Annotated in this window: 25 protein-coding genes and 1 pseudogene; 18 read left to right on the forward strand and 8 right to left on the reverse strand. The window is 73.3% G+C overall.

Annotation, left to right across the window (positions count from 1 at the left end; genetic code table 11):
* Positions 1–128: 128 nt before the first annotated feature.
* Positions 129–584 (reverse strand): ATP-binding protein, encoded by a 456-nt coding sequence (locus tag AB0D46_RS34355; protein WP_362883420.1) that lies wholly within the window; start codon positions 582–584, stop codon positions 129–131.
* A gap of 197 nt (positions 585–781) precedes the next feature.
* On the opposite strand from AB0D46_RS34355, the gene AB0D46_RS34360 reads away from it, so the two are divergent.
* Complete coding sequence (locus tag AB0D46_RS34360) at positions 782–1,666, forward strand: helix-turn-helix transcriptional regulator (protein ID WP_362883421.1); 885 nt, start codon at positions 782–784, stop codon at positions 1,664–1,666.
* Positions 1,667–1,678: 12 nt separating this feature from the next.
* Positions 1,679–1,900 carry a DUF397 domain-containing protein gene (locus tag AB0D46_RS34365; protein ID WP_362883423.1) on the forward strand — a complete coding sequence of 74 codons (222 nt, stop codon included), beginning with the start codon at positions 1,679–1,681 and terminating at the stop codon, positions 1,898–1,900.
* Between the two features lie 29 nt (positions 1,901–1,929).
* Here AB0D46_RS34365 and AB0D46_RS34370 read toward each other — a convergent pair whose 3' ends face one another.
* Complete coding sequence (locus tag AB0D46_RS34370; RefSeq protein WP_362883425.1) at positions 1,930–3,117, reverse strand: 8-amino-7-oxononanoate synthase; 1,188 nt, start codon at positions 3,115–3,117, stop codon at positions 1,930–1,932.
* 155 nt (positions 3,118–3,272) lie between these two features.
* On the opposite strand from AB0D46_RS34370, the gene bioB reads away from it, so the two are divergent.
* From bioB to AB0D46_RS34390, 4 genes are all read left to right on the forward strand, one after another.
* Positions 3,273–4,589, forward strand: a complete 1,317-nt coding sequence (bioB, locus tag AB0D46_RS34375) for a biotin synthase BioB (protein ID WP_362883427.1) — start codon at positions 3,273–3,275, stop codon at positions 4,587–4,589.
* Positions 4,582–5,913, forward strand: a complete 1,332-nt coding sequence (locus tag AB0D46_RS34380) for an adenosylmethionine--8-amino-7-oxononanoate transaminase (RefSeq protein WP_362883429.1) — start codon at positions 4,582–4,584, stop codon at positions 5,911–5,913. The genes bioB and AB0D46_RS34380 overlap by 8 nt, the downstream gene beginning before the upstream one ends.
* A gap of 8 nt (positions 5,914–5,921) precedes the next feature.
* The gene (bioD, locus tag AB0D46_RS34385; protein WP_362883431.1) at positions 5,922–6,665 is read left to right on the forward strand and encodes a dethiobiotin synthase; all 744 of its coding nucleotides are present in this window, start codon (positions 5,922–5,924) and stop codon (positions 6,663–6,665) included.
* Positions 6,666–7,212: 547 nt separating this feature from the next.
* Positions 7,213–7,869: a class I SAM-dependent methyltransferase gene (locus tag AB0D46_RS34390; RefSeq protein ID WP_362883433.1), complete on the forward strand. Its 657-nt coding sequence runs from the start codon at positions 7,213–7,215 to the stop codon at positions 7,867–7,869.
* Positions 7,870–7,910: 41 nt separating this feature from the next.
* On the opposite strand, the gene AB0D46_RS34395 is transcribed toward AB0D46_RS34390, so the two are convergent.
* Positions 7,911–8,336 carry a GNAT family N-acetyltransferase gene (locus AB0D46_RS34395; protein WP_362883435.1) on the reverse strand — a complete coding sequence of 142 codons (426 nt, stop codon included), beginning with the start codon at positions 8,334–8,336 and terminating at the stop codon, positions 7,911–7,913.
* A 235-nt stretch (positions 8,337–8,571) separates the two neighbouring features.
* Between AB0D46_RS34395 and AB0D46_RS34400 the strand changes: the two genes are divergently transcribed.
* The 5 genes from AB0D46_RS34400 to mug all read left to right on the forward strand — a co-directional run bounded on the left by AB0D46_RS34400 (position 8,572) and on the right by mug (position 13,830).
* Entirely contained in the window at positions 8,572–9,912 is a 1,341-nt protein-coding gene (locus AB0D46_RS34400) for a hemolysin family protein (protein ID WP_362883436.1), read from the forward strand.
* Positions 9,909–10,928, forward strand: a complete 1,020-nt coding sequence (locus tag AB0D46_RS34405; RefSeq protein ID WP_362883438.1) for a hemolysin family protein — start codon at positions 9,909–9,911, stop codon at positions 10,926–10,928. The genes AB0D46_RS34400 and AB0D46_RS34405 overlap by 4 nt, the downstream gene beginning before the upstream one ends.
* 69 nt (positions 10,929–10,997) lie before the next feature.
* Positions 10,998–11,780: an SGNH/GDSL hydrolase family protein gene (locus tag AB0D46_RS34410; protein ID WP_362883440.1), complete on the forward strand. Its 783-nt coding sequence runs from the start codon at positions 10,998–11,000 to the stop codon at positions 11,778–11,780.
* 71 nt (positions 11,781–11,851) lie between these two features.
* Positions 11,852–13,285, forward strand: coding sequence for an adenylosuccinate lyase (purB, locus tag AB0D46_RS34415; RefSeq protein WP_362883442.1), 1,434 nt, complete (start codon positions 11,852–11,854; stop codon positions 13,283–13,285).
* On the forward strand, positions 13,282–13,830 hold the full coding sequence (gene mug, locus AB0D46_RS34420; RefSeq protein ID WP_362883468.1) for a G/U mismatch-specific DNA glycosylase: 549 nt from the start codon (positions 13,282–13,284) through the stop codon (positions 13,828–13,830). The genes purB and mug overlap by 4 nt, the downstream gene beginning before the upstream one ends.
* Before the next feature lie 162 nt (positions 13,831–13,992).
* Here the strand turns inward: mug and AB0D46_RS34425 are convergent, their stop codons facing one another.
* The 3 genes from AB0D46_RS34425 to AB0D46_RS34435 are packed head-to-tail and all read right to left on the reverse strand — an operon-like array spanning position 13,993 to position 16,193.
* Entirely contained in the window at positions 13,993–14,430 is a 438-nt protein-coding gene (locus AB0D46_RS34425; protein WP_362883444.1) for a hypothetical protein, read from the reverse strand.
* A 40-nt stretch (positions 14,431–14,470) separates the two neighbouring features.
* Positions 14,471–15,253, reverse strand: a complete 783-nt coding sequence (locus tag AB0D46_RS34430; RefSeq protein WP_362883470.1) for an ABC transporter permease — start codon at positions 15,251–15,253, stop codon at positions 14,471–14,473.
* 25 nt (positions 15,254–15,278) lie between these two features.
* On the reverse strand, positions 15,279–16,193 hold the full coding sequence (locus AB0D46_RS34435) for an ATP-binding cassette domain-containing protein (RefSeq protein ID WP_362883446.1): 915 nt from the start codon (positions 16,191–16,193) through the stop codon (positions 15,279–15,281).
* 107 nt (positions 16,194–16,300) lie between these two features.
* Between AB0D46_RS34435 and AB0D46_RS34440 the strand changes: the two genes are divergently transcribed.
* The 3 genes from AB0D46_RS34440 to AB0D46_RS34450 all read left to right on the forward strand — a co-directional run bounded on the left by AB0D46_RS34440 (position 16,301) and on the right by AB0D46_RS34450 (position 19,431).
* Complete coding sequence (locus AB0D46_RS34440; protein ID WP_362883447.1) at positions 16,301–17,521, forward strand: histidine kinase; 1,221 nt, start codon at positions 16,301–16,303, stop codon at positions 17,519–17,521.
* Positions 17,522–17,525: 4 nt separating this feature from the next.
* Positions 17,526–18,176: a response regulator transcription factor gene (locus AB0D46_RS34445; protein ID WP_362883449.1), complete on the forward strand. Its 651-nt coding sequence runs from the start codon at positions 17,526–17,528 to the stop codon at positions 18,174–18,176.
* Between the two features lie 100 nt (positions 18,177–18,276).
* Positions 18,277–19,431 (forward strand): ROK family transcriptional regulator, encoded by a 1,155-nt coding sequence (locus AB0D46_RS34450; protein ID WP_362883450.1) that lies wholly within the window; start codon positions 18,277–18,279, stop codon positions 19,429–19,431.
* 533 nt (positions 19,432–19,964) lie between these two features.
* Here AB0D46_RS34450 and AB0D46_RS34455 read toward each other — a convergent pair.
* A pseudogene (locus tag AB0D46_RS34455) lies at positions 19,965–20,429 on the reverse strand (GNAT family N-acetyltransferase); the annotation flags it as partial.
* 474 nt (positions 20,430–20,903) lie between these two features.
* On the opposite strand from AB0D46_RS34455, the gene AB0D46_RS34460 reads away from it, so the two are divergent.
* Positions 20,904–21,083 (forward strand): hypothetical protein, encoded by a 180-nt coding sequence (locus AB0D46_RS34460; protein WP_362883451.1) that lies wholly within the window; start codon positions 20,904–20,906, stop codon positions 21,081–21,083.
* A 182-nt stretch (positions 21,084–21,265) separates the two neighbouring features.
* Here AB0D46_RS34460 and AB0D46_RS34465 read toward each other — a convergent pair whose 3' ends face one another.
* Positions 21,266–22,018 carry a GntR family transcriptional regulator gene (locus AB0D46_RS34465; protein WP_362883452.1) on the reverse strand — a complete coding sequence of 251 codons (753 nt, stop codon included), beginning with the start codon at positions 22,016–22,018 and terminating at the stop codon, positions 21,266–21,268.
* 308 nt (positions 22,019–22,326) lie between these two features.
* Here AB0D46_RS34465 and AB0D46_RS34470 point away from each other — a divergent pair, with 308 nt between their 5' ends.
* From AB0D46_RS34470 to AB0D46_RS34480, 3 genes are all read left to right on the forward strand, one after another.
* The gene (locus AB0D46_RS34470) at positions 22,327–23,190 is read left to right on the forward strand and encodes an alpha/beta fold hydrolase (protein ID WP_362883453.1); all 864 of its coding nucleotides are present in this window, start codon (positions 22,327–22,329) and stop codon (positions 23,188–23,190) included.
* A gap of 426 nt (positions 23,191–23,616) precedes the next feature.
* Positions 23,617–25,206, forward strand: a complete 1,590-nt coding sequence (locus AB0D46_RS34475) for an alkaline phosphatase D family protein (protein ID WP_362883472.1) — start codon at positions 23,617–23,619, stop codon at positions 25,204–25,206.
* A gap of 144 nt (positions 25,207–25,350) precedes the next feature.
* Entirely contained in the window at positions 25,351–26,793 is a 1,443-nt protein-coding gene (locus AB0D46_RS34480; RefSeq protein WP_362883454.1) for a GNAT family N-acetyltransferase, read from the forward strand.
* The last annotated feature ends 198 nt before the right edge of the window (positions 26,794–26,991 follow it).

The following is a 26,991-nucleotide window of genomic DNA, read 5'->3' on the forward strand; positions in this document are numbered from 1 at the left end:
CCGGGCCGGCTCCCGTATCGGGGCCGGCGGCGCGGGACCCGGGGAGGGCCCGCCCGCGCCCCGGTCCGGCGCGTCGGCCGCGGCGCGGGCGGCCGCGCCCCCGCACGGGCGGGGCGCGGCGCCACCGGTCAGCACCCGCGGGCGACCCCGACGGCCGACGCGTCCACGGGGCGCCAGGGCAGGGCGATCCACACGGTCTTGCCGCCGTCCTCGGTCGGGCTGACCGAGAGCCGGCCCCCCGCCTCGGCGGCCAGCCAGCGGATGATGACCATGCCGCGGCCGTTGTCCTGCTGGACGGCGGCCGGGAGCCGCTTGGGCCAGCGGGGGTGACTGTCCGTCACGCCGACGCGCAGCCGTTCCTCGCGTTCCAGGCGGACGTCGACGGTGAAGGTGGGCGACTGGCCGAAGGTGTGCTGCACGGCGTTGGTGGCGAGTTCCGAGACGATCAACCGGATGCTGTCCGCGGTGGCGGCGTCCTCGGGCAGACCCCACGCGCTCAGCACCTCCGCCACGTAGCGGCGGGCGGCGGCGACCGAGACCGGCTCGCTCGGCAGAGTGATGGATGCTTCCTGGTGATCTGCCATGGCGACGTCCCTTTCCCACCGGGGCGGAGCCGCCCCGGATCTACGCTGAGCGCCAGAGTGCCACCCATCGTGCCGCCGAATCCCCCGATCCCCCAAGATATGCATATATCTGTCGCTCGATGCGGTGAACTCTGCTACGGAAGAGCCTATTTGGACGTCAGACTGGTGCGAGCTGTGCCGGTGGAAGGAGAACGGCTATGCAGCACGGTCCCGCGGTGCGTCGGCGCAAGCTCGGCGAGGAACTGCGTTCCCTTCGCGACCGATCCGGGCTCACCAGTGGTGAGGTCGCCCGGATCGTGGGATGGCACCAGTCGAAAATCAGCCGCATCGAAACCGGTCGCAGTGGCGTGAAGGCGGAGGACATCCGGCTGCTCCTGGACGCCTACGGGGAGGTCGTGAGCGTGCAGCAACGGGCGCTCCTGGAGGCTTTGGGCGCCTCGGCGGCCGGGCCCGCGGCGGGTGCGGACACCGGGCGGGGTCGCCAGTGGTGGCACGACTACCGGGGGCTGCTGCCGCAGGAGTACCGGGACTTCATCAGCCTGGAGGCCGGGGCCCGCGCCGCCCGGACGGTGGAACTCTCCGTGGTCCCGGGCCTGTTGCAGACCCCGGACTACGCGCGGGCCGTGACCCGGGCCGCGCTCGGGGGCCTGCCGGAGCCGAAGGTGGACGCGCTGGTCGACGTACGGCTGGCCCGGCAGGCGGTGCTGCGGGCGGATCCGCCGCTGGAGCTGAGCGCGGTGCTGGACGAGGCGGTGCTGCGCCGGCAGATCGGCGGGCCGGGGGTGATGAAGGAACAGCTGGGGCACCTGGTGGAGGTGGCGCAGCTGCCCCAAGTGCGTTTGCAGGTACTGCCGTTCAGCGTGGGGGGACATCTCGGCCTCACCGGACCGTTCGTAATTTTCTCATTTCCGAGCATCGCTGATCTGGATGTGGTGGTACTCGACCATTTGACGAGTAGCCTCTATCTGGAGCGGAAGGAAGACCTGGACGCGTACAGCGCCGCGTTCCGCACCATCCAGGCGCACGCCCTCCCGCCCCGTGACTCGTCGGATCTCATCAGCTCATTCGCTGACGACGCGTAAGGAGGCACCCCCGTGTCCGCAACCCCCTTATCCACCAGCGGACTTCTGAACAGCGCGCGGTGGCGGCGGAGCAGCCGCAGCACCGGAATGAACAACTGCGTGGAAGCGGCCGCCCTCACCGGTGGTCTGCTCGCCGTCCGCGACTCCAAGCGGGCGGACGGTCCGGCCGTGCTCTTCACCGGGCCGGCCTGGGACGGCTTCCTCGCGTCCGTACGGGCGGACGGGCTCGGCTGAACGACCCGGCCCGGTGGCCCGGGTCCGGCTCAGCCCCGTAGTGCCCGCGGGTCCGTGGCCCCCGCCGGAGCGGTCCGCAGGATCGTCTCCACGGCCCGACCGATCTCGTCCCCCGTGAGATCGGCGCGCGCCGTCAGCCGCAGCCGGGAAATGCCGTCCGGCACCGACGGCGGGCGGAAACACCCCACGGACAGACCTGCCTCGCGGCAGTCGGCGGCCCAGCGCAGTGCCGCCGAAGCCGACGGGGCCCGTACCGACACCACGGCCGCGTCCGGCCGGGCCGCGGTCAGGCCGGACGCGGTGAGCCGCTGGAACAACAGAGCGGCCACCTCCCGGGCCCGGTCCGCGCGCTGCGGCTCACGTCGGAGCAGCCGCAGGCTCGCCAGCGCCGCGCCCGTGGCGGCCGGGGCCAGCCCGGTGTCGAAGATGAACGTCCTCGCGGTGTTGACCAGGTGCCGGATCACCTTGGCCGGCCCCAGCACCGCGCCTCCCTGACTGCCCAGGGACTTCGAGAGGGTCACCGTCGCGACCACGTCCGGCGCCCCGGCGAGTCCCGCCGCGTGCAGCGCGCCCCGGCCGCCCTCGCCCAGCACCCCGAGCCCGTGCGCGTCGTCCACGACCAGCGCCGCGCCCTCGGCCCGGCAGGCCGCCGCGTACCCGGGGAGCGGGGCGGCGTCCCCGTCGACGGAGAAGACGGAGTCGCTGACCAGCAACGCGCGCCCGTCGTGCGCGGCGAGGGTCTTGCGCGCCGCCTCCGGTTCCCCGTGCGGGGTGACCGCGATCTCGGCGCGCGAGAGCCGGCAGCCGTCGACGATCGAGGCGTGGTTGCCTGCGTCGGAGACGACGAGGGTGCCCCGGTCGCTCAGCGCCGTCACGGCGGCCAGGTTCGCGGCGTATCCGGACGAAAGGACCAGAGCGGCCTCGAAGCCGCAGAACGCCGCCAGTTCCCGCTCGAACTCCGCATGAAGCTCGGTCGTGCCCGTCACCAGTCGGGACCCCGTCGCTCCCGCGCCCCAGCGCTCCGCCGCCTCGCACGCGCCCCGGACCGTCTCGGGGTGTCGCGACAGCCCCAGGTAGTCGTTGCTCGCCAGGTCGAGCAGCGGCGAGGAGGCCGGCCGCGGACGCAGGGTCCGCACCAGCCCGGCCCGCTCGCGGGCCCGTTCGGCTTCGTCGATCCAGGTGAAGACGTCCGAGGGCTCGGGGGCGTGTTCAGGCATCGGCGGGTCCTCGATTTTTGTCGGCAGTCCACGATCAGAAAGACCCTAGCCGCCGGACCCCGCGCGCCAGGTGTGGCGATACACACACTCCGTTCCGGCCATGTTGTTCATTCTCTCCTTGGCCGGGAGTGGTCGCGTGGTTCAGGATCAGCCTCATGGACCTGCTGAACACCTTGGTGGAAAAGGGACTGCGGCGCGAGCTGCCGACCCGCGATGAGGCACTCGCCGTGCTGGCGACCTCTGACGACGACCTGCTCGACGTGGTGGCCGCGGCCGGCAAGGTGCGCCGCCAGTGGTTCGGCCGTCGGGTCAAGCTGAACTACTTGGTCAACCTGAAGTCCGGGCTCTGTCCCGAGGACTGCTCTTACTGCTCCCAGCGGCTGGGGTCGAAGGCCGAGATCCTCAAGTACACCTGGCTCAAGCCCGAGGAGGCCTCCGAGGCCGCGGCGGCCGGTGTCGCCGGCGGCGCCAAGCGGGTCTGCCTGGTGGCCAGCGGCCGCGGTCCGACCGACCGGGACGTCGACCGCGTCGGCAGGACGATCGCCGCCATCAAGGAGCAGAACGAGGGCGTCGAGGTCTGCGCCTGCCTGGGTCTGCTCTCCGACGGTCAGGCCGAGCGGCTGCGCGACGCGGGCGCCGACGCCTACAACCACAACCTCAACACGTCCGAGGCCACCTACGGCCAGATCACCAAGACGCACACGTACGCGGACCGCGTCGACACCGTCCAGAAGGCCCACGCGGCGGGCCTGTCGGCCTGCTCGGGGCTGATCGCGGGCATGGGCGAGAGCGACGAGGACCTCGTCGACGTCGTCTACTCGCTGCGCGAGCTCGACCCCGACTCGGTACCGGTCAACTTCCTGATCCCGTTCGAGGGCACCCCGCTGGCGAAGGAGTGGAACCTCACCCCGCAGCGCGCCCTGCGGATCCTGGCGATGGTGCGCTTCGTCTGCCCCGACGTCGAGGTCCGTCTCGCGGGCGGCCGCGAGGTCCACCTGCGGAGCATGCAGCCGCTGGCCCTGCACCTGGTCAACTCGATCTTCCTCGGCGACTACCTGACCAGTGAGGGCCAGGCCGGCCAGGCCGACCTCGACATGATCGCGGACGCGGGCTTCGAGGTGGAGGGCGCCGGTACGACGACCCTCCCGAAGCACCGCTCCGATGTCGCGGGCGCGAGCGCCGCGGCCGCCCCGGGCAGCCCCTGCGGCTCCGGTGGCGGTTCCGTCTGCGGCTCCGGATCCGCTGCGGCGTCCGACGCCGATTCCGGCGCGGCCGGGGCCGGGTGCGGTTCCGCCTGCGGTGGTTGCTCGGGGCACGCCGAGCCCGTCGCGCCCGCGGCCGCGGTGGCCGCCGCCGCCTCCGGCGACGCCGCCGGTGCCGCGCCCGCCCAGGCGGCGGCCGGCGAGGTGCGCCCGGAGCTGGTGGCCGTCCGTCGGCGCGGGACGGGAACGGACCTCGCCCCCAATGCCTGACGAGAACCACCCGCACCACCGCCCCGACCCGCTGCCGGCCGCCGAGCTGCTGGCGCTGGACCGGCAGCACGTCTGGCACCCGTACGGTCCGATGCCGGGGCGGCAGGAGCCCCTCGTCGTCGCCTCGGCCTCGGGCGTCCGGCTCCGGCTGGGCGCCCCGGCCGAGGGGCGGGACGAGCTCGTCGACGGCATGTCCTCCTGGTGGTCCGCCATCCACGGCTACAACCACCCGGTGCTGAACGAGGCCGCGACGGCTCAGCTCGGCAAGATGTCGCACGTGATGTTCGGCGGGCTCACCCACGAGCCCGCCGTCCGGCTCGCGGCCAAGCTCGTCGAGATCACCCCGGTGGGCCTGGAGCACGTCTTCCTCGCCGATTCCGGTTCGGTCTCCGTCGAAGTCGCCGTCAAGATGTGCCTGCAGTACTGGCGTTCGCTGGGGCGCACCGGCAAGACCCGGCTGCTCACCTGGCGCGGCGGCTACCACGGCGACACCTGGCAGCCGATGGCCGTCTGCGATCCCGAGGGCGGGATGCACGAGCTGTGGCAGGGCCACCTGCCCCGGCAGGTCTTCGCGGACGCCCCGACCGGGGGCTTCGACACACCGGTGGATCCGGCGTACGTCGCCCACCTGCGGTCCCTGATCGCCGCGCACGCGGACGAGCTGGCCGCCGTCATCGTGGAGCCGGTCGTGCAGGGTGCGGGCGGCATGCGCTTCCACCACCCGGACCACCTGCGGGTGCTGCGCGAACTCTGCGACGAGTACGACGTCCTGCTGATCCTGGACGAGATCGCCACCGGCTTCGGCCGCACGGGCGCCCTGTTCGCCGCCGACCACGCGGGGATCACCCCGGACGTCATGTGCCTGGGCAAGTCGCTGACCGGCGGCTACCTCACGCTCGCGGCGACGCTGTGCACCTCCCGCGTGGCCGACGGCATCTCCCGGGGCGAGGTCCCGGTGCTCGCGCACGGGCCGACCTTCATGGGCAACCCGCTCGCCACCGCGGTCGCGCTGGCCTCGATCGAGCTGCTGCTCGGCCAGGACTGGACGACCGAGGTCAAGCGCGTCGAAACCGGCCTGCGCGCGGGCCTGGCCCCGGCGGCCGACCTGCCCGGGGTCCGGGACGTACGGGTACTGGGCGCGATCGGCGTGGTCCAGCTGACGCACCAGGTCGACGTGGCCGCCGCGACCCGGGCCGCGGTCCGGGAAGGCGTCTGGCTGCGCCCGTTCCGCGACCTGATCTACACGATGCCGCCGTTCGTCACCGACGACGCCGACGTGGCCCGCATCGGCCGCGCGGTCGTCGCGGCGGCCCGGGAAGGCTGAGGCCCACCATGTCCATCCTCATCGTGTCCGGCACGGGCACCGAGATCGGCAAGACGGTGGTCACCTCCGCCGTCGCCGCGGCCGCTGTGGCGGCCGGCCTCTCGGTGGCGGTGCTCAAGCCGGCGCAGACCGGCGTCGGTCCCGACGAGCCCGGGGACGCCGCCGAGGCGGTACGCCTGGCCGGCCCCTCGGTGACGGCGCTCGAACTGGCCCGCTACCCCGAGCCGTTGGCGCCGGACACCGCCGCCCGGCGCTCCGGCCTGCCGGCTCTGTCCCCCGCCGCGATCGCCGAGGCGGCGCAGCGGCTCGCCGCCCGGCACGACCTCGTGCTGGTGGAGGGCGCGGGCGGGCTGCTCGTGCGCTTCGACCCCGAAGGCCACACCCTGGCCGACGCGGCCCGGCTGCTGTCGGCCCCGGTCCTCGTGGTGGCGCCCGCCGGACTCGGCACGCTCAACGCCACCACCCTGACCGTCGAAGCCCTGCGCTCCCGGGCGCTGACCCCGCTCGGTGTGGTCGTCGGCAGTTGGCCCGCCGACCCCGACCTGGCCTCCCGCTGCAACCTCGCCGACCTCCCCTCGTCCGCCGGGATCCCGCTGCTCGGCGCGGTTCCCGCGTCGTCCGGCGCCCTGTCCCCGGCCCGCTTCCGCGAAGCCGCGCCGACTTGGCTGGCGCCGCCCCTGCACGGCACGTGGCAGGCAGCCTCCTTCATGTCCCACTGGGCACCGCCCGTACCGGGACCGTCCGGGGGCTGACGTTGGGGTCGTTCCGGGCTTGCCGCCCGGTGGGCGGTCCAGCGACGTCCACGGCCTGCGCGTGCGTGCCCGGGGCCGGGGGCCGTCGTCACGGGAGGCCCGCCCGGCGGCCGTCGTCACGGGAAGCCGGCCCCGCTGCCGGGGGTGCCGGGCCCGATCGGCCTGCCCGTGGTGCGGGAGACGGTCCCGCCCGGGCCGTCCACCGGCCGGCCACGCCCGGCCCACCCGATGGGCCCGGGACGGCGCGCCTGCCCGGCCGGTGGACGGGGCGCCGGACCTGCCGACCTTCGCGCGATGCCCGGGACCCGGCCCTACCGACCGGCCTGCCGGGCCGGGAGCCGATTCCCGGTCGGGATCGGTCGCCCGCCGTCGCCTCGGGAGGACAGGGTTCCGTGCGGCCGGGGCGCGTCGCCGACCGGCGGCGGCGTGTCCCGGCCGCTTTGGTCGCGGAGCGGTTTCGCGGTGGGCCGACGCGGGGAACAGCCCCGCAGCGCACGCGCGCCCGTGTCAGCCGTCCCGTCGTACCGCTACGCGCCCGGAGGCCGCCATGCCCGCACCTCCCCCCGATCCGGTCCACCACCCGCACTTCGCCCGGTTCTACGCCCGCGCCAGCACCGCCGCCGAGACCCGCGCCGGCATGGCCGCCCTGCGCCGCGAGCTGCTGCACGGCGTGTCCGGTCGCGTCATCGAGATCGGCGCCGGCAACGGGCTGAACTTCGCCCATTACCCCCGCGCCGTCTCCGAGGTCGTCGCCGTCGAACCGGAACGCACCCTGCGCCATCTCGCGGCCGCGGCCGCGCTGCGCGCGGAGGTGCCCGTGGACCTCGTACCGGGGGTGGCGGAGGCCCTGCCCGTCAAGAGCGAGGCCTTCGACGCCGCCGTCGCCTCACTGGTCCTGTGCACCGTGCGCAACCTGCCGCGCGCCCTCTCCGAACTCCACCGGGTGCTGCGCCCCGAGGCCGAGCTGCGGTTCCTGGAGCACGGGCTCGCGCCCGGCCCCGGAATGGCCGCCGTCCAGCGGGGGCTGGACCGGACCGTCTGGCCCCGCCTGTTCGGCGGCTGTCACACCGCTCGCGACCCGCTCGCGGCGATCGAGGCCGCCGGGTTCCGGATCGTGTCGCAGCGCGCCTTCCGGTTGCCCGAGCGCGGGCCTGCCCTCCCCACCTCGTACTGCGTGATCGGCTCCGCCCGCCGCGTTCCCTGATCCGGACCGGGCGGCCCCGTCACCCGTCCGGCCGACCGGCGTCAGGCCGTCAGCGGCTTGACCCAGCGCGACCAGCTGTCCTGCGGGTGGTAGCCGGCCGCGTCCCACGCGCCGTGCGCGTCCTGGTTCCCGCCGAGCACCATCGCGTCGGCCCGTCGGCCGCCCAGGGCCACGAACCGCTCCTCGGCGGCCGTCAGCAGGGCCGTACCGATGCCCTGCCGGCGGTGGGCCGGATGGACGGCGAACCGGTACAGGTGGCAGCGCCAGCCATCGAACCCCGCGATCAGCGTGCCGACGAGTTCCCCGCCCCGTCGGGCCAACAGCAGGGCGTGGGGGTCCCGGGCGTACAGCCGCTCGACGCCGGCGAGGTCGTCGCTGATGCTCGTCCCCTCGGCGGCGTCCTTCCAGAACTCCAACACGGCAGTCAGGTCGGCCGGCGAGGCGGTGGCGATGCGCAGATCGTTCATGCGCTCATCCCACCATCCGCGCATGCGGGCCGGAAGGGCGGTCATTCTCCTGGGGTGTGTCCTTGCTGCCCGGGCGGCGGGCCCGTCGCCCGGGCGCGTCCGATCGCCCACGACCGAAGGGGTGTGAGCGTCCGTCCATGGGCGAGCCTCGCGGTACCCGGCCTGCGCGCGCGTCCTCACGACGCCGCGCGCCGCTCCTCCGTCTGACTGATCATGGGACGGAGGTGATCACCCGATGACCGAAGTGCTCCTGCTCGTCCTGGCGCTGCTGCTGTGCGCCGCCTGCGGCGTCTTCGTCGCGGCCGAGTTCTCGCTGACCACCGTCGAGCGCAGCGAACTCGAACGCGCCGTGGAGCGCGGCGAGCGGGGCGCGGACAGCGCCCTGACCGCCGTCCGCAGCCTGACGTTCCAGCTGTCCGGCGCCCAGCTCGGCATCACCGTGACCGGCCTGGTCATCGGCATGCTGTCCAAGCCGTCGATCGCCGCGCTGCTCCAGGGTCCGTTCGAGGCCATGGGCCTGTCGGCCTCGGCCGCGTCCTCGACCGCCCTGGCCCTCGGCACCGCGCTGTCGACGGTCGTCCTGATGGTCGTCGGCGAACTCGTGCCGAAGAACTGGGCGATCTCCTCGCCGCTGGCGATCGCCAAACGGGTGGCGACCGCGCAACGGGTGTTCAGCCGGGCCTTCCGGCCGCTGATCAGCCACCTGAACACCACCGCGAACCACTTGGTCCGGCGGTTCGGCATGGAGCCGGCCGAGGAGCTGGCGTCCGCCCGCAGCCCGCAGGAGCTCGTCGCGCTCGCCCGGCACTCCGCGAAGGCGGGCGCGCTGGAGGAGGACACGGCCGAGCTGTTCGTGCGGACCCTGAACCTGGCCGACCTGACCGCCGAGAACGTGATGACCCCGCGCGTGCAGGTCACCGCCCTGGACGTGCAGACCACCGCGGAGGACGTCGCGAACGCGACCATGGCGACCGGCCTGTCCCGCTTCCCGGTCTACCGGGGCAGCCTGGACACCGTCGTCGGCATCGTCCACATCAAGGACGTGCTGGCGCTGCCCGCCGAGGAACGGCACCGCCGTCCCGTGTCGCAGCTGCTGCGCGAACCGCTCCTCGTCCCCGAGTCGCTGACCGTGGACCGGCTGCTGGACCGGCTGTCCGGCCGGCGGACGATGGCCGTCGTCATCGACGAGTACGGGGGGACGGCCGGGGTGGCCACGCTGGAGGACATCGTCGAGGAGGTCGTCGGCGAGGTGCGCGACGAGCACGATCCGCACGAGACCTCGGACCTGGCCCCGGCCGGTACGGACGCGGCCGGCCGGCCCCTCTACTCCGCCGACGGCGCCGCCCGCACCGACCAGCTCCGTCAGATCGGCCTGCACGTGCCGGACGGGCCGTACGAGACCCTGGCCGGGCTGATCGCCACCGCGCTGGGGCGGATCCCGGCCGTAGGCGACCGGCTGGAGCTGGACGGTTGGCAGCTCGACGTGGTGGACGCCGGCGGCAGGCGGGCCGCGCGCGTCCTGCTGCACGTGCCGGTCACAGCCGTCGACGGCGGGGTAACGGAGGAGTCCCGATGACCGTGATCCAGTTGCTGATCGGCCTGGCGACCCTCGTCGTCAACGCCTTCTTCGTCGGCGCGGAGTTCGCGTTGATCTCCGTCCGGCGCAGCCAGATCGAACCGTACGCCGAGGAGGGCGACCGGCGGGCCCGTGCGGTCCTGTGGGGCCTGGAGCACGTCTCGGCCATGATGGCGGCGGCCCAACTGGGCATCACGCTGTGCACCCTGGTGCTGGGCATCGTGGCCGAGCCGGCCATCGCGCACCTGCTGACCCCGGTGTTCGACTTCATCGGGGTGCCGTCCGGGCTGACCCACGCGATCTCCTTCGTGGTCGCGCTGGCCCTGGCGACGTACCTGCACATGCTGTTCGGCGAGATGGTGCCGAAGAACGTCGCGCTGTCCGAGCCCGTGCGCACCGCGCTGCTGCTGGGGCCGCCGCTGGTGACCGTGACGCGGGCGCTGCGGCCGGTGATCTTCTCGATCAACGCCTTCGCCAACCTCCTGCTGCGGCTGCTGCGGGTCGAGGTGAAGGACGAGGTCGGGGCCACCTTCTCGGACGACGAGCTGGCTCGGATGGTCAAGGACTCCAGTGAAGCCGGGCTGATCGACGACCGGGCGAGCGAACGGCTCCACGACGCCCTGGAACTGGGCCGTCGGCCGGTGACCGATGTGGTGCTGCCCGCGGACCAGGTGGTTCCGGCCCGGCTGGGCATCACCGCGGCCGGACTGGAGCAGCTGTCCGCCGCGTCCGGGTACTCCCGCTTTCCGGTGGTCGATCCACAACACCGGATCCTGGGCTACCTGCACGTCAAGGACGCCCTGGACGTGACCGAGCGGGACGCCCCCTTCCCCTCGTCCGCGCTGCGCCCGATCGCGCAGGTCCGGGCGGAGACCCCGCTGGACGACGTGCTGACCGCCATGCGCCGCAGCCGTACGCACCTGGCCGCGGTGCTGGGGGCGGACGGCGTGATGACGGGGTTGGTGACGATGGAGGACGTCCTGCGCGAGCTGTTCGGCAGGCCGACCTCCGCCTGAGGCGGGCGGGGAGCGGGCGGGCCCCGGGGCTGCGGACGCCGGGTACCGCGCGGTAGCATCGCTCCCGCCATGGAGATGAATGCGTCTTACACCAGTTTCGTCGCGGTCGGCGACTCCTTCACCGAGGGCATGTCGGACCTGCTCCCGGACGGCTCCTACCGGGGCTGGGCCGATCTGCTCGCCGACCGTCTCGCACGGCGCGAGCCCGGTTTCCGGTACGCGAACCTCGCCGTGCGCGGGAAGCTGATCGGGCAGATCGCGGGCGAGCAGGCCCCGGTGGCCGCGACGATGGGCGCCGACGTGGTGACCCTCGTCGGCGGACTGAACGACACCCTTCGGCCCAAGGTGGACATGGGCCGGGTACGCGGCCACCTGGAGGAGGCCGTCGAGCTGCTCGCCCCCTCGTGCGGGCAGCTGGTGCTGATGCGCTCGCCGGGCCGCAACGGGCCCGTCATGACCCGCTTCCGCCCGCGCATGGAAGAGCTGTACGTCATCCTCGACGAGCTCGCCGAGCGACACGGCGCCCTGCTGGTGGACCTCTACGGGGCTCCCGTCCTCGCGGAGCCCCGCATGTGGGACGTCGACCGGCTGCACCTGACGGCCGAGGGCCACCGCCGAGTGGCGGAGGCCGTCTGGCAGGCCCTGGGGCTGCCCGAGGAGGAGGACTGGCGCGCGCCGCTGCCCGCCGCCGTCGCGATGGGCTGGCCCGCCCGCCGTACCGAGGACCTGCGGTTCGCCCGGCAACACCTCCTGCCCTGGATCGGCCGCCGCCTGACGGGCCGGTCCTCGGGCGACGGCCTGCCGCCGAAGCGCGCCGAGCTGCTGCCCTTCGGGACCTCGCCGGTCTCGTAGCAAAGCACCATCGCGGACGGTGTCCCGACCTGCGTAAACGCACAGCCGCGGCCCAAGTAGAATTCCTCCACGTGACAGCCAAGCCCCGCATCCCCAATGTCCTGGCCGGCCGCTACGCCTCCGCGGAGCTCGCCGTCCTGTGGTCCCCCGAGTACAAGGTGACGCTGGAGCGGCGGCTGTGGCTCGCCGTGCTGCGCGCCCAGAAGGACCTCGGCATCGAGGTCCCGGACGCCGCCCTCGCCGACTACGAGCGCGTCCTGGAGACCGTCGACCTCGCCTCCATCGCCGAACGCGAGAAGGTCACCCGGCACGACGTGAAGGCTCGGATCGAGGAGTTCAACGCCCTCGCCGGACACGAGCACGTCCACAAGGGCATGACCTCCCGCGACCTCACCGAGAACGTCGAGCAGCTCCAGATCCGGCTCTCGCTGGAGCTGGCCCGGGACCGCACCGTCGCCGTCCTCGCCCGCCTCGGCAAGCTGGCCGGGGAGCACGCCGAGCTGGTCATGGCGGGCCGCTCCCACAACGTGGCCGCCCAGGCGACGACCCTGGGCAAGCGCTTCGCGACCGGCGCCGACGAGCTGCTGGTCGCCTACGCCCGCCTTGAGGACCTGCTGGAGCGCTACCCGCTGCGCGGGATCAAGGGCCCGGTCGGCACCTCCCAGGACATGCTCGACCTGCTGGGCGGCGACACCGCCAAGCTCGCCGACCTGGAGCGGCGCATCGCAGGCCACCTGGGCTTCGCGCAGGCGTTCACCTCCGTCGGCCAGGTCTACCCGCGCTCGCTCGACTACGACGTGGTCACCGCCTTGGTGCAGCTGGCCGCCGCCCCCTCCTCGATCGCGAAGACGGTCCGCCTGATGGCCGGCCACGAGCTGGTCACCGAGGGCTTCAAGCCCGGCCAGGTCGGCTCCTCCGCGATGCCGCACAAGATGAACACCCGCTCCTGCGAGCGTGTGAACGGCCTCATGGTCATCCTGCGCGGCTACGCGTCGATGACCGGCGAGCTGGCCGGCGACCAGTGGAACGAGGGCGACGTGTCCTGCTCCGTGGTCCGCCGCGTGGCGCTGCCCGACGCGTTCTTCGCCTTCGACGGCCTGCTGGAGACCTTCCTGACCGTCCTCGACGAGTTCGGCGCGTTCCCGGCCGTCGTGGCCCGCGAACTGGACCGCTACCTGCCGTTCCTCGCCACCACCAAGGTGCTGATGGGCGCCGTCCGGGCCGGGGTGGGCCGCGAGGCCGCGCACGAGGTCATCAAGGAGCACGCGGTGGCTTCCGCCCTCGCCATGCGCGAGCGGGGCGCCGAGCGCAACGAGCTCCTGGAGAAGCTGGCCGCCGACGAGCGGATGCCCCTGGACCGCGCCCAGCTGGACGCCCTCATGGCCGACAAGCTGTCGTTCACCGGCGCCGCGGGTGACCAGGTGGCGACCGTGGTCTCCCGCATCGAGGCGATCGCGAAGCAGCACCCGGAGGCCGCCGGGTACGCGCCGGGGTCGATCCTCTGACCCCCGACGAGCTCGATGCCGCCCGCGACCGCGTCCTCCCGGACGTGGTCGCGGGCGGTCTGCGTGTGCTGTTCTGCGGGATCAATCCGGGGCTCCTCTCCGCCGCGACGGGCCACCACTTCGCCCGCCCCGGCAATCGCTTCTGGCCGGTACTTCACCTGTCGGGGTTCACGCCCCGCCGGTTGGCTCCGGAGGAACAGCGGGAGCTGCTCTCCTACCGTCTCGGTCTCACCAACGTCGTGGCCCGGGCCACCGCCCGCGCCGACGAGCTCAGCGCCGAGGAGTACGTCGAGGGTGGTCGGATCCTGACGGCCAAGGTGGAGGCCCTGCGCCCCCAGTGGCTGGCCGTGGTCGGCGTCACCGCCTACCGCACCGCCTTCGGCGATCGGAAGGCTGCCATCGGCCCTCAGGAACGCACCATCGGCGCCACCCGGATCTGGGCCCTGCCCAATCCCAGTGGCCTCAACGCCCACTGGACGGCCGATTCCATGGCCCAGGAGTACGGCCGCCTGCGCGCTGCCGCCGAACCCCCACCCGCGTCCTGACCCCGGATCGGCCCCGCGCCCGTTGCCCCAGCTCCGGAATCCGACCGGCCCACCACCGATCCCGACCGTCCGCCGACCGGACCCCGGGTTCACCGGGCCCCGGCGCGCTGCGGACCCCACCCCGGCCGGTCACCCGTGCGGCGGGGCCGGGATCGGTGGGCGCTACGGCGGGTCGACCACCGTGACTGCCGCCATCAACAGGTAGGGGTCGTGTTCGCCCCACTGGGCCACACCCGCCACCAACCAACTCTCCGCGGCCCGCCACAGGTGCAGGTGGTCGGTGGTGTGGCTCAGCTCCTGCCACGGCTGCGGTATCTCCTCTCCCGCGAGGGCGCGGAGGGTGAGGGAGTATGGCGAGAAGACCTGCGGTTCTCCCCAACGGTCGGTCAACGCTTGGGTGAGCGCCCCGTACTCGGCCCCGATCTGATCGAGTGCCTCGGCACGGTACGAACCGTCGTCCTCCCAGAAGTCCCGGGTCCCGCCGAGCCGGACGAGGTGGTATCCCGGGCCACTGGTGTGCCGGCCGAGCCGGACCGGCACGTCCACGAAGGCCTGCGCCCGCAGCCGGTCGATCAGGTCGAGTTGCTCTCCCGTGGTCATATCATCAGTATTCCGGGGCCCACTGACATCTGGCCCTTCGTCACGCGTCGCGGCGTCGCACCGCGAACCACCCGACGGTCAGGGCCGCCACAGCCCATATCGCAGTCACCCCGAGCCCCGTCCAAGGGCCGAGGGTTCCCGGCGCTTCCGTCCGCATCACCAGCTGGCCTGCCCGATCGGGCAGGAACTCCACGCCCCCGCCGACCACCTGACCGACGACGAAGGGCAGGATCAGCAAGAAGGGTACGAGCAGGCTCATCACCAGAGTGCCGCTGCGCACCAGGGCCGTCAGACCGGCCGCAAGGAGGGCGATCAGCATCAGGTAGACCCCGCTCCCGAACACGGCCCGGAGCGCCCCGGGGTCATCCAGGGAGAGAGCGTGGTCACCCCTCCAGGCCTGCCCGGCAAGGAAGGTGACGAGGCCGGTGACCTGCCCTACGGCGAGGACGAGTCCGGCGACGACGGTGACCTTGGACAGGTAGAGCGCGGTCCGGTTCGGCACGGCGGTGAGGGAGACCCGCAACGCGCCGTTGCGGAACTCACCGGCGAACGCCGTGGCACCGAAGGCGACGGCCGCTATCTGCCCGAAGTTGATGCCGAAGAAGGCTCCGAGCAGACGATCGTCCCCCAGGGCATCCGCCTCGGACGTACCGATCGAGGCGGCGGTGAGGACCGTGATGCCGGCTGTCGTGGCGAAGACCGCCAGCAGCGATCCGAGGACCGCTCGGGCCGAACGTATCTTGATCCATTCCGAGCGCAGCACCGGCACGGTCGGCAGGGCGGATCCGAGCCCCGCCGGTGTGGGCCGAGTGGTCGTGGTCATCATGGCTGTGACTCCTGTCATGACGTCAGGCGGCGTGGGCGGCGAAGGGAGTGCGGTCGGCGGTCAGATCGAGGTAGGCCTGTTCCAGTGAGGCCCGCTCGTCGGTGAGCTCCAGCAAGGGGATGCCCTCGCGGGCGGCGAGAATTCCGAGCCGCTCGGCGGCCATGCCGTCCACGAACCAACGCCCCTCCTCGGCGGGGGTCATCGCGAATCTGGCGTGGTCGAGCGCGGCCCGCAACCGGTCCGGCTCCGTGGTCCGCAGCCGCACCCGAGGTGTGCTGCGGGCGTCGATGAAGTCCTTCAGGGAGCTGTCGGCGAGGAGCCTGCCCTGTCCGAGTACGACCAGGTGGTCCACGAACGAGGCGGACTCGGACATGAGGTGACTGGAGACGAGGACGGTACGGCCGTCCGCTGCGAGGCGGCGCATCAGCTCGCGGATCCAGATGATGCCTTCGGCGTCAAGGCCGTTGGTCGGCTCGTCCAGCAGCAGTACCCCCGGATCTCCCAGGAGCGCGGCCGCTATGCCGAGGCGCTGCCTCATCCCGAGTGAGAAGGTGGCCACCCGATTCCTGGCCACGGCCGCCAGGCCCACCTGTTCCAAAACCGCGTCCACCCGTGGAACGGGAATGCTGTTGCTCGCCGCGAGGGCGAGCAGGTGGTCACGGGCCCGGCGTCCGCCGTGTGCGGCCTGGGGGTCGAGCAGGGCGCCGACCTCGCGCAGCGGATCGCGCAGGTCGGTGAACTTGCGGCCACCGATGGTGGCGACGCCGGTGGTCGGTCGGGTCAAACCCAGCAGGAGGCGCATCGTCGTGGACTTTCCAGCGCCGTTGGGCCCCAGGAAGCCGGTGACGCGACCCGGCAGGACGTCGAAGGTGAGGTGGTCCACGACCCTGTGGGTGCCGTAGTCCTTGGTCAGTTCGCTGATCTCGATGCGGTTCATGGCTCAAGATTCGCCCGCGCAGCGCCCTGCTTCCTCCCCCACGCGGGGGTGCCGTCTCCCCCACGCGGGGGAGACGCTCCAGGCAGGCGCGCTGCCAGGATGAAGGCATGTACAAACTGCTCCGTGCGCCGTTTCAGCCGGTGACGTACTCGCGTTGGCTGCACTTGTGCGTTCCCCTGCTGCTGCTGGCCATCTGGATGTTCATCAACCCCAGCCAACCCTGGATGCCCCTGTTGATCGTCATACCGTTCGGCTTCGTGCCGTGGGTGCGGCTGGCCGAGGGGCTCCAGGCCCAGTTCCTGCTGACCCCACAGAACCGGGACTCCCTGACAGGTGGCATGGGTGGCGTCAGCGGCTTGCGGGGCGCCGGCGACGCCGACGGCATCAGCACCACCGCGTCGGTGCGTTGGAGCGACCGGTGGCGGACGTTGCTGTGGCTGGAGGTTCGGCTGGTGGTGGCCGGAGCGGCCATGTTCGCGACGGTCTGGCTGCCGTTGATGTCCGTGGAGTTCGTCGCCACCGCTGTAGGGCATCCCCTGAACCCGGACCTGACGCTCTCCTTCGCTCCCCCGCGCTGGGTCTCGGCCGTTCTCGCACCCGTACCGCTGGTCGTGCTCATCGTCGTCGTGGTGCTGCTCGGCGAGATGATCACGAGGATCGCCCGGCGGTTGCTGGGGCCCTCGGCGGCCGAGCGGCTGACCGCGCTGGAGGCCCGCACGGAGCAGTTGTTGGAGCGGACCAGGATCGCGCGGGAACTGCACGACTCCATCGGGCACGCGCTGACCGTGGCCGTCGTACAGGCCGGGGCGGCGCGATCGGCCAAGGACCCGGAGTTCACCGACAGGGCGCTGAACGCCATCGAGGAAACGGGCCGGGCGGCGCTGGAGGATCTGGAGCGGGTTCTCCTGGTCCTGCGCGAGTCCGCGCAACCCCCTTCACAACGCCCCACGCTGGCGGAGGCCGACCGGCTCCTGGAGTCGGCCCGGGCTGCGGGGGCGCAGGTCGACGCACAACTGACGGGTGCGCTGGAGAAGTTGCCGGGACCGGTCACCCGGGAGGGGTACCGGATCCTGCAGGAGGCCCTCACCAACGTGCTGCGGCATTGCGGTCCGGTGCCCGTGCGGGTGCGTGTGGAGGTGTCACCGGGCCGGCTGGACCTGGAGGTGACGAACCCGCTGCCCGAACGGCCGGTACTGTCGAGCCGATCCGGGAGCGGACTCCGCGGGATGCGGGAGCGGGCGGCGCTGCTCGGGGGCGAAGCCGAGACCGGTCCGCGCGACGGCGGTTGGAGGGTGCACGCCCGGCTCCCGCTGGAGCGAATACGCTGACCGGATGCCGGTTACCGTACTGCTCGTCGACGACGAACCTCTGGTGCGCGCGGGTCTGCGCGCCGTACTGGACTCCCAGCCCGACATCGAGGTGGTGGGGGAAGCCGCCGACGGGGCCGCCGTCATCCCGCTCGTGCGCCAGTTGCGTCCCGACGTGGTGGCGATGGACGTACGGATGCCGCTGCTCGACGGCATCGAGGCGACACGGGCGGTCCTGCGGTCGGTGGACTCGCCGCCGAAGATCCTGGTCGTCACGACCTTCGAGAACGACGAGTACGTCTACCAGGCGCTGCGCGCCGGAGCGGACGGGTTCCTGTTGAAGCGGGCCCGCCCCGCGGAGATCGTGCACGCGGTCAGGCTGGTGGCCGAGGGGGACACGCTCCTGTTCCCCGCGGCCGTCCGGGCCCTTGCCGCCGAGTACGGGAACCGCGAGGCACGTACCGCCCTGAAGCGGGCGGCTCTGACCGAGCGCGAGGAGGCGGTCCTGCGGCTGATGGCGCGCGGACTGACGAACGTGGAGATCGCCGGCGAACTGATCGTCGGCACCGAGACGGTGAAGTCCCACGTGAGCGCCATTCTGGGCAAGTTGGGGGCTCGTGACCGGACCCAGGCGGTGATCACCGCGTACGAGTCCGGATTCGTCGCACCGGCCTGAGAGGAGGGGCCGATTCCGAACTTGGGGGGCTGCTTCTCGCCGCCGCGCCGGACAGGCAGTACCATCCGGCTGATAGGGCCGCTAGCTGGGAGGACACACGTTGGGGCAGCTGACCGGCGGGGATCCTTCTCTGCTCCGGCGAATCAATTCGGCCGTCGTGCTCCGGGCGCTGCGCGCGGCCGAATCGCCGACCCTCACGGATCTCACCCGGGTGACCGGGTTGTCCCGTCCGACGGTCGAGGGCGTCGTGGAGGGACTGATCGGGACCGGGCTCGTCGTCGAGGCCGACGCGGAGGAAGGCACGCGCCGACAGGGCCGGCCCGCGCGACGGTTCCGCTTCCGGGCCGAGGCCGGGCATCTACTGGGCATCGAGATCGGTTCGCACCGCGTCGCGGTCCTGCTGTCCGGGCTTGACGGTCGGGTGATCGGCGCCGGAACCAAGGACGTCGCCGAGAACGCGTCGGCCGATGAACGCTTGGAGCGGGTCAGGGCGGCCGTGGCCGACCTGCTGCGCCGGGCCGGGATCCCCCGCGACTCGCTGCGGGCGGTCGGCGTCGGCAGTCCCGGGATCGTGGAGGCGGACGGGACGGTCCGCCTCGGCACGGCATTGCCCGGCTGGACGGGGCTGCCGCTCGGGGAACGGCTGCGGCGTTCGTTCCGGTGCCCGGTGCAGGTGGAGAACGACGCCAACGCGGCGGCGGTCGCCGAGCACTGGAAGGGGGCCGCGCGGGACACCGACGACATGGTGTTCGTGATGGCCGGACTCAGCCCGGGCGCGGGCTCGCTGATCGGCGGCCGACTGCACCGGGGGTTCGGCGGCGCGGCCGGCGAGATCGGCGCCCTGCACCTGCTGGGGCGCGAGGCCACACCGGAGCGACTGCTGTCGACGACCGGCGAGCCGTTGCACCCCCTGGACGAGCCCGCGGTCGCCGAGGTGTTCGCGATGGCCAAGCGGGGCGACGAGCGGGCGGTGGCCGCCGTGGAGCGGTTCCTGCAGCGGCTGGTGCACGATGTGGCCGCGCTCGTGCTGGCGATGGATCCGGAGCTGGTGGTCCTCGGCGGCTGGGCCGCCGGTCTGGACGGGGTTCTCGAACCGCTGCGCCGGGAGCTGGAGCGCTACTGCCTGCGTTCGCCACGGGTGGTGCTCTCCATGCTCGGAGAAGCCGCCGTGGCCACCGGGGCGTTGCGGCTCGCCCTGGATCACGTGGAGGAAGAGCTCTTCGCGGTGGAAAAAACGGTCACCGCCCGCCGCTGAAGCCCTGGGCCGCGGCCGCGGCCAGAGGCGCGAGCCGGAGGCCGTACCCGAAGCCGGGCCAGAGGCCGGGGCAGAGGCCAGAGGCCGGGGCAGAGGCCAGAGGCCGAGGCCAGAGGCCGGGGCCGAGGCCAGAGGCCAGAGGCCGAGGCCAGAGGCCGAGGCCGTGCCCGAAGCCGGAACAGAGGCCGGGCCCGGGGCCCGAGGCCGGGGCAAGGCCCGAGGCCGGGCCGCGACAGGCCCGAGGTGGGGCCGTGACCCGGGCAAAGGCGGGAACCAGGGCCGGAGCCGTGCCCGGGGCTGCGGCCGTAACCGGAGCCAGGCCTGAGGCGGAGCCGGGACCGGCCCCGAAACCCAAGCCGGGTCGGGGCCGGCCGAGGACGGTACAGCGGTACTGGAGACGCCGCCGGGATGTCGGAGGGGCGAGGCTGTACGGGCCCGCGCTTCTTGCGCGGGTTCGAGGAATCCGGGCGGTCACCGTCACGTCGGCCGTGGCCGGCGGACCGCGGCTGGTCCGGCTCTCGCAACGGTGTCGCCCCGGGCGGGCGGGCCATGAAGACGTCGATCGGGTCCTGCGTCTCCACGACGAAACCGTGGCGCTCGTAGAGCCGACGGGCCGCGCTGCCCTGCAGGACGTTCAAGCCCACCGTCATGCCATGGGCGTCCGTCCGCTCCAGCACCGTGCGCAGGACGGCGGATCCGAGGCCCCGGCCCTGACAGTGCGGCGCGAGGTAGAAGTGCTCAAGCCACTGCCTACCCTCGGAGGGACGGACCGTGACGCACCCGACGAGTTCCCCGTCGATCGAGATGATCGACGTGTGCTGCGGCGAGAAGGAGTCCCGCAGCCGTTGCCGCACCCGGTGCTCGTCGTAGCGACCGAGGCGTACCAAGTCCGACCGCATGACCGTGGCCCGCAACCCCGCGATCACCTCGACGTCCGTTGCCGTCGCGGCACGCGATATCCAGCCCGCACCAGGCGCCGACCCCGTCCGAGCAGGCACCGTCACGTCCGATCGCCCCCCGCTTCGCGTCACTTCGTCACCCCGGCCCGAGTATCTCAGCCCGCGCGTCGGCGCGGCCGCCCGCTCCCGCTGCGACGGCGACGGCGACGGCGATGACGACCGGGCGTTACCTTCGGGGTCTGCGTCAGTCGTCGGTGTCATCGCCCCTGACCGGGTCCGAGGTCGCCCCGGTCGAGCGTGAGCTCGGGATTGGGATTGGGGGTTCGACGAGTACTGGCCCGCGGCGCCGGTGCGGATGCCGTTCCCGCACCCACCCCGACTCCTACGCCCGCGAAGACGAGTTGGCCGCGCGCGAACCTCTCCCGGAGGACTTCGCGGACGTGCGGGCGCACATCGCCGCCCACGACGCGTGGGACCAGGAGTACGAGGTCGTCCAGTACCTTCCAGTACGCCAAGACGACCGGGACCCTGCGGCTCCAGGAGAACGGTTGCGGCTTCAGTACGCTGCCGGCGGTGTCCGGTCCCCTCGCGGGCACGGTGTGGTGGGACGGCCGCGCCTCCCGTGACCTGATCCTCCCGCTGTCCCTCGACCACCCGGGCGGCGGCGCCCGGCCGGTCACCTTCGGTGAGTGGCTCCGCCACGACTCGTGGCGCCTGCTGCCACCGGACTGGGGCCGGCCCGACGCGGAGTGAGAGGACGCCCCTCGTGCCGTCGCCGCGGGGATGCCAGCCGTCCGGCTCCGCGGGACCGTGCGGTGCGGCGGGGGTGGGGGCGGGAGGGGCCCGACGGTCGTGGGACCCGCTCCGAGCGCCGCTCGGCGGCCCAGCCCCGGTGCGCGTACCGCCGCACCCCGTTCCCGGGGTGCGGCGTCGGGTCAGGACGCGGCGCGGATTTCGGTGATCTCGACCCCGGAGTCGCCGAAGGTGAGGCGGCAGGTGTCGGCTCGGTACGTGGCCACCGAGACGGCGGCGGTCCCGGCGGCGGTGAAGTACCGGGTGGTGACGAGGAGCACGGGGGCACCGGGAAGGCGGTCCAGTTCCTTGGCGTCGTCGGCGCGGGCCGAACCCAGCTCCACCGAGCGGTCCTGTCCGTCGAGCGCGAGGCGCTGGAGTTCCCGCAGGACGGCGCGCGCCCGGGCGGGCCCGGCGGGGGCGTCGATAGCGGAGAGCCCCGGTACGGTGGCCGCGGGCACGTACAGCAGCTCGGCGGCGACGGCCTGGCCCTGCGTGACGCGGGTCCGCCGGACGGTGTGCACGGGCTGGTCGGCGGGCGTGCCGAGGAGCTTCAGGACCGCGGCGACGGGAATGCCGTCGGTGGCGTCGACGGGCTCCCAGCCGTCAGCGCTCTCGCCGGGCCAGCTGTGCCGGGTGCTGCCGACGGCGACGCCCACGCGCGGCGGGGCGACCGTGGTGCCGACGCCGCGACGGCGCTGGAGGCGTCCTTCGAGTTCGAGCTGCTCCAGCGCCTGGCGCAGGGTGGCCCGGGCGACTCCGAAGCGGGCGGCGAGTTCGCGCTCGTTCGGCAGCACCTCGCCCACGGCGAAGTCCTGGTCGAGCGCCTCGCTGAGGACGTTCTTCAGGTGCCAGTACTTCGGCTCCGGCACTGATTCGAGCTGCGTGGTCCCCACCCTGACTCCTCCTGCATTCGCCGCTTCGCCGTGTACCAGCGGCGGTTGTGCGCCGCAGTTCCGTGCCTTTGTTTATTAAAGGTTCCTGCACTATCCCTGCGACGATAGGACGGCGACACCCCTTGGTCAAGACCAATCCTCGCCGCTTTGTCGGGCAGATCGGGCATATGTAGCAAGCCGTTCACAGGATGTTCTCGCTCCCACTCCTCTTGACGGAAGGCTTGTGGCCGCGTGCTACCGAGCGGTAGTGATGGGGGACGTCGTTACTGACGACCTGTCTCACACGCGTCCACCCGACGAGGAGCAGCATGACCGCCACGGTCTCGTTCACGATCGATTCGCCGCTGGGCACCCGGCCCGCCACCGTCTCCTACGAACGCAAGGGCGCGGGCGAGCCGCTCCTCCTGCTGCACGGCATCGGCCACCACCTCCAGGCCTGGCACCCGGTGGCCGACGTACTGGCCGCCGAGTACGACGTCATCGCCGTCGACCTGCCGGGCTTCGGCGCGTCGCCGGCGTTGCCCGCAGGTGTTCCGTACGACCTGGACACCGTCGTTCCCGCGCTCGGGGCGCTGTGTGCCGCACTGGGCGTGGAGCGCCCGCACGTGGCGGGGAACTCGCTCGGTGGACTGCTGGGGCTGGACCTGGGGCGCCGCGGCCTGGCCCGCTCGGTCACCGCCCTGTCCCCCGCCGGATTCTGGTCGGAGCCCGAACGGCGGTACGCGTTCACCGCGCTCCGCGCGATGCGGGCCGGCGCGGCCGCGCTGCCGCTGCCCGCGCTGGAGCGGCTCTCCCGCAGCGGCGCCGGTCGGGCCGCGCTGACGGGCACGATCTACGCCCGCCCGGCGCGGCGCGCTCCGGAGGCCGTGGTCGCCGAGACGCTGGCGCTGCGCGGGGCCACCGGGTTCGAGCAGACGCTGGCGGCGGGTGGCTCCGTACGGTTCCCGCACGACGTGCCGGGGCTGCCGGTGACGATCGCCTGGGGCACCCGGGACCGGCTGCTGCTGCGCCGCCAGGGCGTGCGCGCCAAGCAGACGCTGCCCGGAGCGCGGCTGGTGCGGCTCCCGGGCTGCGGCCACGTGCCGATGAACGACGATCCGGCGCTCGTGGCCCGGGTCATCCTCGACACCGCCCGCACGGCGGACCGGGCCACGACACCGCTCGCGGCCTGACGGGCGCCACCGGGCGCCGGGCGCCCGCCCGACGGACGCCGCCGGCCGCCTGGTGACGGTCGCCGGAGGCGGGCCGCCGGGCGGGCGGGGCGGCTGACCCGAGCGCCCGGGCCACGGCGGCCCCGGCGCGACGGGACGACCGGCGCGGCGGGCGATCGGCCGTAACGATCCACGCGACGAACGGCCGGGCGGCGGGCTCCGCGGCGCAGCCACGGACCGCCGCGACCGCCCGGACCCGACGCCCCCGGTGGGGCACCGCCACACGCCGCCCCGCGCCTCCCGTACGTACGCCCCCGCGCCCCCACCCCGCCCCCGCTGACGGCTGTTCATCCGCGGTTCGCGTGGGCGACGCGGGCGGGCCGGGGGGCGGCGGCACACTGGTCCGGCCCGTCCCCGCCGGCCCCTGGAGACGCACCGATGGCACCGATGCCGCACACCCGACGGTCCCTGCTCGGCGGTTCCCTCGCCCTGCCCCTGGGCCTCGCCCTGTCCGCCGCCTTCGCCGCGCCCGCCCTGGCCTCCCCCGCGGGCGCCCCGGCCTTCACCCGTTCCGGCCGCCCGGTCGCCCGGTGGGGGACGCAGTCCGGTGAGGTCACCGCGCACTCGGCCACCGTCTGGACGCGCTCCGACCGCCCGGCGCGGATGTACGTGGAAACCTCGCCGAGCGAGTCGTTCCGCTACGGGGTGCGCCGGCACGGCGGCCCCTTCCTCGGCCCGGCCACCGACTTCACCGGCACGACCACCCTGCGCGACCTGCCGCCGGGCCGGCAGATCCACTACCGGATCACCCTCGCCGATCCCGACGACCCGCGCCGTACGAGCGAGCCGGTGCGCGGCACGTTCCGTACCACGCCCGTCTCCCGCCGCCACGACGTGCGCTTCGTGTGGTCCGGGGACCTGGCCGGGCAGGGCTGGGGCATCAACCCCGACATCGGGGGCTACCGCGTCTTCGAGGAAATGCGGCTGCGCGATCCCGACTTCTTCCTGTTCAGCGGCGACGCGATCTACGCCGACGGTCCGATCCAGGCGGCCGTACCGCTGCCTGACGGCCGGATCTGGCGGAACGTGACGACCGAGGAGAAGTCGAAGGTCGCCGAGACGCTCGACGAGTTCCGCGGGAACTTCCGCTACAACCTGCTCGATCAGCACCTGCGGGAGTTCTACGGGCAGGTCCCCGTGCTCGCCCAGTGGGACGACCACGAGGTGCGCAACAACTGGTACCCGGGCCAGCTGATCGACGACCCGCGCTACACCGTCCGCGAGGCCGACGTCCTCGCCGCCCGCGCCCGCCGGGCCTTCGGGGAGTACTTCCCCGTCACCGACCTGCGCGGCGGCCGGGACGAGGGCCGGATGTACCGGGTCATGCGGCACGGCCCGCTGCTCGACGTGTTCGTCCTGGACATGCGGACCTACCGCAACCGCAACTCCCCGAACCGTCAGGCCGAGGACCCGGTCGGCATCCTCGGCCCGGAACAACTGGCCTGGCTGAAGCGGGAGCTGTCGCGTTCGCGCGCCACCTGGAAGGTGATCGCCTCCGACATGCCGCTCGGCATCGTCGTCCCCGACGGCGCCACGGACTTCGAGGCCGTCGCGCAGGGTGACCCCGGTGCCCCGCTCGGACGGGAGCTGCAGATCGCCGAGCTGCTGCGCCACGTCAAGCACCGGCACATCACGGGCACCGTCTGGCTCACCGCCGACGTCCACTACACGGCCGCGAACCACTACGCCCCCGAGCGCGCCGCATTCGGCGACTTCGAGCCGTTCTGGGAGTTCGTGTCCGGGCCGGTCGGCGCGGGTGGGTTCCCCGCCGGGCGGCTCGACGCGACCTTCGGGCCGCGGACGGCCTACGTCCGGTCGGCGCCGGTGGCCAACATGTCCCCGGCCGAGAACCCCCCGTACTACGGGGAGGTCGAAATCGACGGCGACAGCGGGGAGCTCACCGTCCGGCTGCGCCGCCAGGGTGGTGGCGTACTGTTCACGAAGGTGTTGCGGCCCGGTCTCGTGGGGCAGGCGTGAGGCATTCGGGGCCGCGCGCCCCGGCCCGGGCGCGGGTATCGGAAACCGGGCAGAAAACCGGCGGAAACCGGCCGGATCGACACTTAACCAGCCGGTCACAGATCGTTCGCGGTCACGCAACACCCCTGCGCCACAGTGGTGTGCATGACTGACCGTAACCTCGCCTCCGCGCCCCGTCCGCACCGTCACCACTGGCGCCGTGACCTCGTCGAACTCGCCGCCCTGTTCTGCGCCGTGGCCGTGGCGGACGGCATCGCCAATCTCGTCGTGCACGGTCCCCGGGGCCCGATCCTGCTGGTCGCCTCGGCCGTGGCGCTCCTGGTCACCGCGGCCTTCCACACCTGGTGGGCCCGGCGCCACAGTCATGCTCCGCCGCCGGCCGGGGCGCCCTCCGATCCGCCGCCCGTCCCGTCCGCGACGACCGGCGCGGGCGGCGGGGGCACGAACGGTACGGGTACGGCCGCCGCGCTGTGGCGGATGCGGACGACCGTACGGGACGAACCCGGCAGCCTGGCCTCGCTCTGCACCGCCCTCGCCCGTAACGGCGTGGACATCCTGACCCTGCAGACCCACCCCCTCCCCGAGGGCGGCACGGTCGACGAGTTCCTGCTCCGCGCTCCGCAGCAGTTGCCCTCCGCCGAACTCACCCGGGCCGTCGCCCGGGCCGGTGGCCACAGCACCTGGATCGAGCGCGCCGACGCCCACGACCTGGTCGACACGCCCACCCGGGTCCTCGGCCTGGCCACCCGCACCGCGCTGGACGCGGCGGAACTGCCCCTCGCGCTGCGTCAGTTGCTCGGCCGCTGCACCATCCACTCGATCCCGGCGACCACCCTGTCCGGCCGTCCCAACGCGGGCGCCGACGCCCCGGTGGAAGGCGTCCTGGAGGCCACCGTGATGCGGCTGCGCGATCCCTCCGGCGGAGCCATCACCGTGGAGCGGCCGTACCTGCCGTTCACCCCGACGGAGTTCGCCCGGGCCCGCGCCCTCGTCGAGCTCGACGCCCGGCTCGGCCCGCGCGTTCCCAGCGGTCGGCACGTCCTGACGCTGCCCGAGGGCAACGAGATCACCGTGCGCCGTGCCGACGGCTCCGACCTGCCGGCGGCCCGCGCCATGCACGACCGCTGCTCCGAGCGCACCCTCGGCCTGCGCTACCACGGCCCCGTCGCCGACGCCGACCGCTACCTCGGCCACCTGCTGAGCCCGCGCTTCGGTCGTACGGTCGCCGCGACGACCGCCTCCGGCAGGCTCGTGGCCCTCGGCCACCTGCTGTGGGACGGCGACGAGACCGAGGTGGCCCTGCTCATCGAGGACGAGTGGCAGCGTCGCGGCATCGGCTCGGAGTTGCTGAGGCGGCTCCTCGCGATGGCCGTCGAGGCCGGCTGCGACAGCGTGTACGCCGTCACCCAGGCCTCCAACACCGGCATGGTCGCGGCGATGCGCGGCCTCGGCCTGCCCCTCGACTACCAGATCGAGGAGGGCACCCTGGTGATCACCGCCCGGCTGGACGCGACCCCCGCCGGTTCGCGCCCCGCGTACGGAACCCCGCACGCCCCGGCCGCGTACGAACCGGGCCACCGGCACTGACACCCGAGCCGCCGGACGCCCGGTCCTCGGCCGCCCGCGGGCCCGGCATCGCAGCGGGGTCTCGGGCGCCGCTGGAGGCCGGACGGGGCGCGGGCGGAGCGCGGCGCGGGCGCGCTCCCGCCCACCGGGAACTCCGGGGCCCGGCTTTCGCCGGCCGCCGGGTCCGCCACCTCGCGCGAAGTTCCGTACGGGCGGCGC

It is taken from the genome of Streptomyces sp. NPDC048383, from assembly GCF_040651775.1.
In the GTDB taxonomy this organism is placed as follows: Bacteria; Actinomycetota; Actinomycetes; order Streptomycetales; family Streptomycetaceae; genus Streptomyces.

Coding starts and splice junctions, on each gene's coding strand:
- AB0D46_RS34355 (WP_362883420.1), bottom strand. CDS start 584: ATGGCAGATCACCAGGAAGCATCCATCACTCTGCCGAGCGAGCCGGTC.
- AB0D46_RS34360 (WP_362883421.1), top strand. CDS start 782: ATGCAGCACGGTCCCGCGGTGCGTCGGCGCAAGCTCGGCGAGGAACTG.
- AB0D46_RS34370 (WP_362883425.1), bottom strand. CDS start 3,117: ATGCCTGAACACGCCCCCGAGCCCTCGGACGTCTTCACCTGGATCGAC.
- bioB (WP_362883427.1), top strand. CDS start 3,273: ATGGACCTGCTGAACACCTTGGTGGAAAAGGGACTGCGGCGCGAGCTG.
- AB0D46_RS34380 (WP_362883429.1), top strand. CDS start 4,582: ATGCCTGACGAGAACCACCCGCACCACCGCCCCGACCCGCTGCCGGCC.
- bioD (WP_362883431.1), top strand. CDS start 5,922: ATGTCCATCCTCATCGTGTCCGGCACGGGCACCGAGATCGGCAAGACG.
- AB0D46_RS34390 (WP_362883433.1), top strand. CDS start 7,213: ATGCCCGCACCTCCCCCCGATCCGGTCCACCACCCGCACTTCGCCCGG.
- AB0D46_RS34395 (WP_362883435.1), bottom strand. CDS start 8,336: ATGAACGATCTGCGCATCGCCACCGCCTCGCCGGCCGACCTGACTGCC.
- AB0D46_RS34400 (WP_362883436.1), top strand. CDS start 8,572: ATGACCGAAGTGCTCCTGCTCGTCCTGGCGCTGCTGCTGTGCGCCGCC.
- AB0D46_RS34405 (WP_362883438.1), top strand. CDS start 9,909: ATGACCGTGATCCAGTTGCTGATCGGCCTGGCGACCCTCGTCGTCAAC.
- AB0D46_RS34410 (WP_362883440.1), top strand. CDS start 10,998: ATGGAGATGAATGCGTCTTACACCAGTTTCGTCGCGGTCGGCGACTCC.
- AB0D46_RS34425 (WP_362883444.1), bottom strand. CDS start 14,430: ATGACCACGGGAGAGCAACTCGACCTGATCGACCGGCTGCGGGCGCAG.
- AB0D46_RS34430 (WP_362883470.1), bottom strand. CDS start 15,253: ATGACCACGACCACTCGGCCCACACCGGCGGGGCTCGGATCCGCCCTG.
- AB0D46_RS34435 (WP_362883446.1), bottom strand. CDS start 16,193: ATGAACCGCATCGAGATCAGCGAACTGACCAAGGACTACGGCACCCAC.
- AB0D46_RS34440 (WP_362883447.1), top strand. CDS start 16,301: ATGTACAAACTGCTCCGTGCGCCGTTTCAGCCGGTGACGTACTCGCGT.
- AB0D46_RS34445 (WP_362883449.1), top strand. CDS start 17,526: ATGCCGGTTACCGTACTGCTCGTCGACGACGAACCTCTGGTGCGCGCG.
- AB0D46_RS34470 (WP_362883453.1), top strand. CDS start 22,327: ATGACCGCCACGGTCTCGTTCACGATCGATTCGCCGCTGGGCACCCGG.
- AB0D46_RS34475 (WP_362883472.1), top strand. CDS start 23,617: ATGCCGCACACCCGACGGTCCCTGCTCGGCGGTTCCCTCGCCCTGCCC.
- AB0D46_RS34480 (WP_362883454.1), top strand. CDS start 25,351: ATGACTGACCGTAACCTCGCCTCCGCGCCCCGTCCGCACCGTCACCAC.